At 53.2% G+C, this 6,380-nt stretch carries 5 protein-coding genes; all 5 read right to left on the reverse strand.

Translation table 11 applies throughout. From position 1 onward, the window contains the following. Nucleotides 1-50 precede the first annotated feature (50 nt). Nucleotides 51-1,853, reverse strand: coding sequence for a gamma-glutamyltransferase family protein (locus tag A918_RS0116030; RefSeq protein WP_022712036.1), 1,803 nt, complete (start codon nt 1,851-1,853; stop codon nt 51-53). Between the two features lie 20 nt (nt 1,854-1,873). Further along, nucleotides 1,874-2,734 (reverse strand): nickel transporter permease, encoded by an 861-nt coding sequence (gene nikC / locus A918_RS0116035; RefSeq protein WP_022712037.1) that lies wholly within the window; start codon nt 2,732-2,734, stop codon nt 1,874-1,876. Further along, nucleotides 2,731-3,678 carry an ABC transporter permease gene (locus A918_RS0116040; protein ID WP_022712038.1) on the reverse strand — a complete coding sequence of 316 codons (948 nt, stop codon included), beginning with the start codon at nt 3,676-3,678 and terminating at the stop codon, nt 2,731-2,733. The genes nikC and A918_RS0116040 overlap by 4 nt, the downstream gene beginning before the upstream one ends. A gap of 137 nt (nt 3,679-3,815) precedes the next feature. Next, on the reverse strand, nt 3,816-5,333 hold the full coding sequence (locus A918_RS0116045) for an ABC transporter substrate-binding protein (protein ID WP_022712039.1): 1,518 nt from the start codon (nt 5,331-5,333) through the stop codon (nt 3,816-3,818). A gap of 139 nt (nt 5,334-5,472) precedes the next feature. Further along, nucleotides 5,473-6,204 (reverse strand): FadR/GntR family transcriptional regulator, encoded by a 732-nt coding sequence (locus tag A918_RS20785; RefSeq protein WP_170265267.1) that lies wholly within the window; start codon nt 6,202-6,204, stop codon nt 5,473-5,475. Between the last annotated feature and the right edge of the window lie 176 nt (nt 6,205-6,380).

Here is a 6,380-nt window from a genome sequence, read left to right on the forward strand (position 1 = left end):
GAGCAGCTCCTGAAATTCAATACCCATTATCACTGCATCAATTCCCCGTTTTAGCGCCCGATTGCATAGGCCTGCATCAGGCGTGGTGTGGCCGCTGCCCGCAACAGCCCGTTGCTCTCACGTTCGGCTGCTGTCAGTCGCCCGACTGTCCACTCATCAACGATTTCCAGATCGTGACCGCGTGTTTTCAGATCATTAATCACGGCTTCACCAATCGATTTTTCGATCACAAGCCGTCCCGGAATGGCTTCACGCGGATAGAAAGATGACGGGAAATGCATGGTGTGGAACAGGGGCAGATCAATACCTTCCTGCAGGTTCAGCCCGTGATGGACACGGCGCAGGAACAGGATGAGCTGCCATTGATCCTGCTGGTCACCACCCGGCGTACCGAAGACAAGCCGTGGTTTACCCTCATAGCTTGCCAGTGACGGTGTGAGCGTGGTGCGTGGGCGCTTGCGTGGCGCGAGGCTGGTCGGCAGATCCGGCTCCAGCCAGAACATCTGTGCACGGGTATTGAGCTGGAAGCCGAGTTCCGGAATAACCGGTGATGATTGCAGCCAGCCGCCGGACGGGGTGGCGGAAACCATATTGCCCCAGCGGTCAATCACATCCACATGTACCGTGTCACCACGTTTCTCAGTGCGCAGATGCGCCATGGTGGGCTCACCGGCACCCGGTGCCACATTGCCGTTGGTCTCCGCATAGCGGAACTGTGCTACGCTGCGGGCATGTTGGGTTTCAAAACCTGTGATCATACCGGCACGCAGCTCATGAGAAGCTGCAGAGCCGATGAGTTTACGCCGCTGTGCATTATAGTCTTCCGAAAGCAGCTGCTTCATCGGCACATCCGCAAAATCAGGATCGCCGTAATAGATTTCGCGGTCGGCATAGGCCAGTTTCATGGCTTCGGTTACAGTATGGATGAAATCCGCACTGTCCGGTCCCATCGCACCTATGTCGCTGTTTTTCAGCAAAGCAAGGCTTTGTAGAAGGGCAGGTCCCTGACCCCACGGGCCGGTCTTGGAAACCGTCCAGCCGTGATAATCATAGCTCAACGGGGTTTCATAAGTGGCACTCCAGCGCGCCATATCATCAGCGGTCAGGATGCCTTTATGACGTTTGCCACTGGTATCCATCGCCTCAGTATTCCGGCAAAAATCTTCAATCGCCTGCGCAACAAAGCCGCGATAAAAACCGTCACGCGCATGATCGATAATCTCTTCGCGGCTGCCGCCTTTGGCTTCAGATTCATCGACCAGACGCTGATAGGTCTTTGCCAGCGCTTCATTGACAAACAGTTCATGCGCCTGAGGCAGATTACCGTTGCGTGCCCATGTGGCATAGGATGTCGGCCATTCTTTTTTAAAAAACTCGGCCTGATCGCGGATTGTATTGGCAACGCGCGGAAGCATCGGATGGCCTGTGCGGGCATAATAGATTGCCGGTTCCAACGCATCGCGCAGGCTCATACTGCCATGATCGCGCAGCATCAGCATCCATGCATCAAATGCCCCCGGAACCACGGCTGCGAGCAGGCCGGAACCCGGAACCAGATCCAGTCCTTCCTGTTTGTAACGCTTGATCGTGGCTGCATCCGGTGTCACGCCCTGACCGCACAGCACTTCGGTTTTACCGGTTTTGGCAGAGTGGAAAATAATCGGTACTTCACCGGCAGGACCAACGAGATGCGGCTCGACAACCTGCAAGACAAAGCCTGCGGCCACGGCTGCATCAAAAGCATTGCCGCCACGCTCCAGCAGCGCCATACCGGCGGCCGTAGCCAGCCAGTGGGTGGAAGTAATAACACCGAAAGTACCGAGAATTTCAGGACGGGTTGTAAACATACTCATGGTTATGTTCCTGTAAGCTATTAATATTCGCGCGGATCAATGGCGTCGCGCAGACCATCGCCAAGCAGATTGAACCCCAGAACCACGAGAAAGATTGCGGCTCCCGGCCATACGGACATCCATGGCGCTTGTGAGATGAAGTTTTTTGCAGTGTTGAGCATCGAGCCCCATGACGGGTTCGGCGGCTGCTGGCCAAGACCGAGAAAGGACAGGCTGGCTTCGGCAATAATGGCTGCCGCAATGGTCAGGGTTGCCTGAACGATAATCGGCGACATGGCATTCGGCAGAATATAGCGCAGGATAATACGCGGATGGCGCAGACCCAGAACCTGAGCGGCTTCGATATATTCTTCATTGCGGATAGAGAGCACCTGACCGCGGGTGAGGCGGGCAAAAACCGGTGCTGCAGAAAGACCGATGGCGATCATCGCATTGGTAAGGCTGGCTCCAAGAAAGGCAGCCAGTGCAATTGCCATAATCAGAAATGGTATGGCGAGCATGGCATCAATCAGGCGGGAGATAATACTGTCTGCCCAGCCGCCGAAATAGCCTGCGATAATCCCGAAAGGCACACCGACAATCATCGCGATACATACCGAGACAACACCCGCCATCAGCGAGGTACGTGCGCCATAGGCCATGCGAGAGAACAGGTCGCGTCCCAGTTCATCTGTACCCAGCCAGTGCAGAGCAGAAGGCGGTTTGCGAATGGCGGTAAAGCTGGTTTGCAACGGGTCATAACCGGCAATGAGCGGCGCCAGAATGGCCAGCAATGCAAAAAAGCCGACCAATATTGCGCCGAGAACCGCTGCTCTGTTGGAGAGAAATTTTTGCAAAGTACGGTTGCGGGATTTTTTTGCCGGAATTGCGAGTGCACTCATGTTGCATCCCTCAGTCTCGGATTGACGATAATGTAGAGAATGTCGGCAAGGAGATTCATCAGAATGAAACCGACAGCGGTACACAGCACAACACCCTGCACAACGGCATAATCACGGGTGAAGACCGCATCCACGATCAGTTTGCCGAAACCCGGAATGGTGAAAATCTGCTCGGTCAGCACCGCACCGGCGAGCAATTCGCCAAAGAGCAAAGTGGTCAGGGTAATGATCGGTACAAGAGCATTGCGCAGCGCGTGACGCAGAATAACAGTTTTCTCGTTCAGCCCCTTGGCGCGTGCCGTGCGTACATAGTCCGAGCGCAGTACGCCGAGCATGGCCGAGCGTGTATGGCGCATCAATACGCCGGCAAGGCCGGTGCCGAGCACGAAAGCCGGCATGATCATGGTGCGGATATTCTGCCCCAGATTTTCAAAGGGTGAAGTATAACCGGATGAAGGCAGCAACTGCCATTGTACGGAAACAAACAGAATAAGCAGAATGCCGAGCCAGAAATTCGGAATAGACAGGCCGGACAGCGCGGCAATATTGATCGAATAATCGGTCAATGTGCCCTTGCGTACAGCAGAAATAATCCCCGCAGGCACACCGATCAGCAGGGCAATAATCATGGCAAATGCCGCGAGTTGCAAAGTTACCGGCAGTTTCTGCAAGATCAGTTCCAGCACCGGTTTTTCCGTGCGGATGGATACGCCGAAATCGCCGGTCATGATCCGGCCGAGCCAGCTCAGATATTGCGTAATGACCGGATCATTCAACCGGTATTTTTCCTGAAGATAGGCAATCGTCTGCGGATCACGATCTTCACCGGCCAGTGCCAGAATCGGATCGCCCGGCAGCAGTTTCTGCATACCGAAAACAATAACCGACACCAGAAACAAGGTCGGGATCACCACAAGACAACGCCGGATAATTAATTCAAACATAGAATGAGTTCCATTCGCATGAAAACAGAACAGCAGGCAGCGGGATGGAAGTGACGGAGTTTAACCCGCTTTTCCTTCCCGCTAAGCCGTTTCAGCTCCTTCTCCTGAAACTGTTTCAAAAGAAGGAGACGGCTTGCTTATTTTTCCAGTGTCACGCCTTTCAGGCGGATCATGCCGTCCGGATGTGCAGTAAAGCCTTTCAGATTTGCGCGGGTGGCAAATGTCCATGGCTGATAATAGAGATAGACGATAGGCAGCTCGTCTTGCAGGATTTCCTGTGCCTGATCGTAGAGTGCCTTGCGCTGTGCCTGATCTTTGATACCGCGGGCTTCTTCCAGCAGGGCATCAACTTTTTCACTGCAAAAACCGGCATCGTTGAGGCTGCCTTTACAGGTATCAAACTGGTGGATATTGCCATCCGGATCAGCACGGCCTGACCAGCCGCTCTGGCCGACATCAAAAGACTTCTCTTTTAATGCGGATTGCAGGGCAGCAAATTCAGTCGGCCGCAGGGAGATATCAAAACCTGCCTCGGAAGACATGGCCTGTATCAGCTCATAGACCTGCTGGGACGTTGTGGAATTACCGAAAGCCAGTTCAAAACTGACCCGTTCATGACCGGCTTCCTTGAGCAGCTGTTTGGCTTTTTCAACGTCGCGGGTCACAGTTTCATATTTCGGGTTATAGGCAAAACTCGATGGCGGAAAGGCCTGATAAGCGGGCTGGAATACGCCCTGACCGACAACTTCATTGATTGCATTCCGGTCGAGGGAAAGCTCGAAAGCCTGACGGATACGCTTGTCATGGCCGATCGGGAAACTGTCTTTGTCGCCCTTGGTCATGTTGAAAGTCAGAGCCTGATAACCGATACCTGTGACCGGCAGGAAGGCCAGATTGCTGTCGGCTTTTGCGGCTTCAATATCTGAAGAGGCAAGGCGCTCGATCATGTCGAAATCACCGGAGCGCAGATTGGCAAAGCGCACGGTTGAATCCTGAATCGGCAGATAGGTTACCTTGTCAAAGTGGTAATTGGCGGCGTCCCAGTAATCAGCGAATTTCTCCAGAATTATCCGGTCATTCTGTACGCGGCTGGTAAATTTATACGGGCCTGAACAGACAGGGTTCTGGGCAAACTCACCACCGGCAAAGGCCTTTGGCGACAGGATCATACCCGCGCGGTCGGAAAGCTGGGACAGCAGTGCCGCATCATGTCTGGTGAGGTGAATATCGAGCGTCGTATCATCCACAACCTCAATCTTATCAATCGCTGCGACTTCACTTTTACGCAGGGATTCCGGCAGTGTTTTTGCCCGTTCCAGATTAGCTTTCACATCGGCAGCAGTGATGGCCGAGCCGTCGTGGAATTTCCCGTCATCACGCAATTTGATTTGCAGTGTTTTACCGTCTTCAGACCAGCTCCACTCTTTGGCGAGTTGCGGCTGAATTTCCAGCTTGTCATTAATATCAAACAGTTTGTCGCATAAGGACGTGAAAACGATACGACCGACAAATGTACGCGCACGATGCGGGTCAAGCACATCGGGATCATCTTGCAGGCCGATGCGTAAATCAGCGGCCAGTGCCGGTAAAGTTAGAGCAATTACTGCTGCGGACAGCGCCGCAGTTTTGAGAGCAGTTCTATAAACAGATTTCATTCTCCACCCCTTATTTTGTTCTGCTGATAGCCAGATTGTTCTGTGGTCTGCACTTGAATGGTCGGAACGGGCTCCTCCTCCTGAGCTAAATCCGTTCTTCCCTTTGCATGCGGCTTTCATCCGCTATGCGAAAACTCCTTCAGTCGGTCGTTACAGGCTGTGGTGCCGGTATTTGTGTTCGTGCGGCTCCGCCAATTTCGCCGATCACTGCTTCGCGCAGCGACATAAGATGCGTACGCATGGCATCTTCCGCATCGCGCGGATGAAAGCGCCGGATCGCATCCAGAATGGCATTGTGCTGGTTTACCGACAGCGAATTGCGGCCTGCCGAACGCACGCGGGTGCGAAATTGCTGCCATGCATCATTGCGCCGGATTTCATCGATGATGCCCATAATGGCGATAAACAGCTGATTGCCGGATGCATCAGCGATCTTGCTGTGAAAGGCTGAATCCCACCGTTCCCATGAGGCAATATCGGTTGACTGCTCGGCTTTCAGAGCCAGCTTTTCCAATTGTTCCACCAGAGCAGGTGTGGCGCGGGCAGCGGCCATGCGCGCCAGTGCCGGTTCGATTTCAATCCGCACATCCATAACTTCGATAGGATTGGTGAAGTCGGCAATCTGCTGGGCCAGCATATTGCCATCGGGACGACGTTCACCGCTGAAAGTACCTTGACCCTGCCTGCGCCAGATCAGTCCTTCGTTTTCGAGCACATCAAGGGCTGCACGCAAGGCACGGCGGCTGACATTGAAGCGCAGCGCCAGTTCACGTTCAGAGGGAAGGCGGTTTTCCTGCCCCTCCGACTGCTCAGCCAATAACGTGCGCAGGTTTTCTAAGGCAAGACCGGTATTATCATTGAGATCATGCATGGCATGAACCATGAATCAATCGAACCATTATACAAATTGGTACTGAATTTGATGAATTGGTAACGGCCATTCTGCTGATAATTTTCCCGATTTATTATACTTTTGTTTAATAATGCAAATTATCTGCTGCAGTTCAAGATATTTAGTAAAAATAATGGCGAACCAATTTATAATTG

Origin of the sequence: Pseudochrobactrum sp. AO18b (assembly GCF_000409565.1) — a bacterium.
Taxonomy (GTDB): Bacteria; Pseudomonadota; Alphaproteobacteria; order Rhizobiales; family Rhizobiaceae; genus Pseudochrobactrum; species Pseudochrobactrum saccharolyticum.

What these genes read in the sequence shown, in the direction of transcription:
- A918_RS0116030 (WP_022712036.1), bottom strand. Translation starts at nt 1,853, where the DNA reads ATGAGTATGTTTACAACCCGTCCTGAAATTCTCGGTACTTTCGGTGTT.
- nikC (WP_022712037.1), bottom strand. Translation starts at nt 2,734, where the DNA reads ATGAGTGCACTCGCAATTCCGGCAAAAAAATCCCGCAACCGTACTTTG.
- A918_RS0116040 (WP_022712038.1), bottom strand. Translation starts at nt 3,678, where the DNA reads ATGTTTGAATTAATTATCCGGCGTTGTCTTGTGGTGATCCCGACCTTG.
- A918_RS0116045 (WP_022712039.1), bottom strand. Translation starts at nt 5,333, where the DNA reads ATGAAATCTGTTTATAGAACTGCTCTCAAAACTGCGGCGCTGTCCGCA.
- A918_RS20785 (WP_170265267.1), bottom strand. Translation starts at nt 6,204, where the DNA reads ATGCATGATCTCAATGATAATACCGGTCTTGCCTTAGAAAACCTGCGC.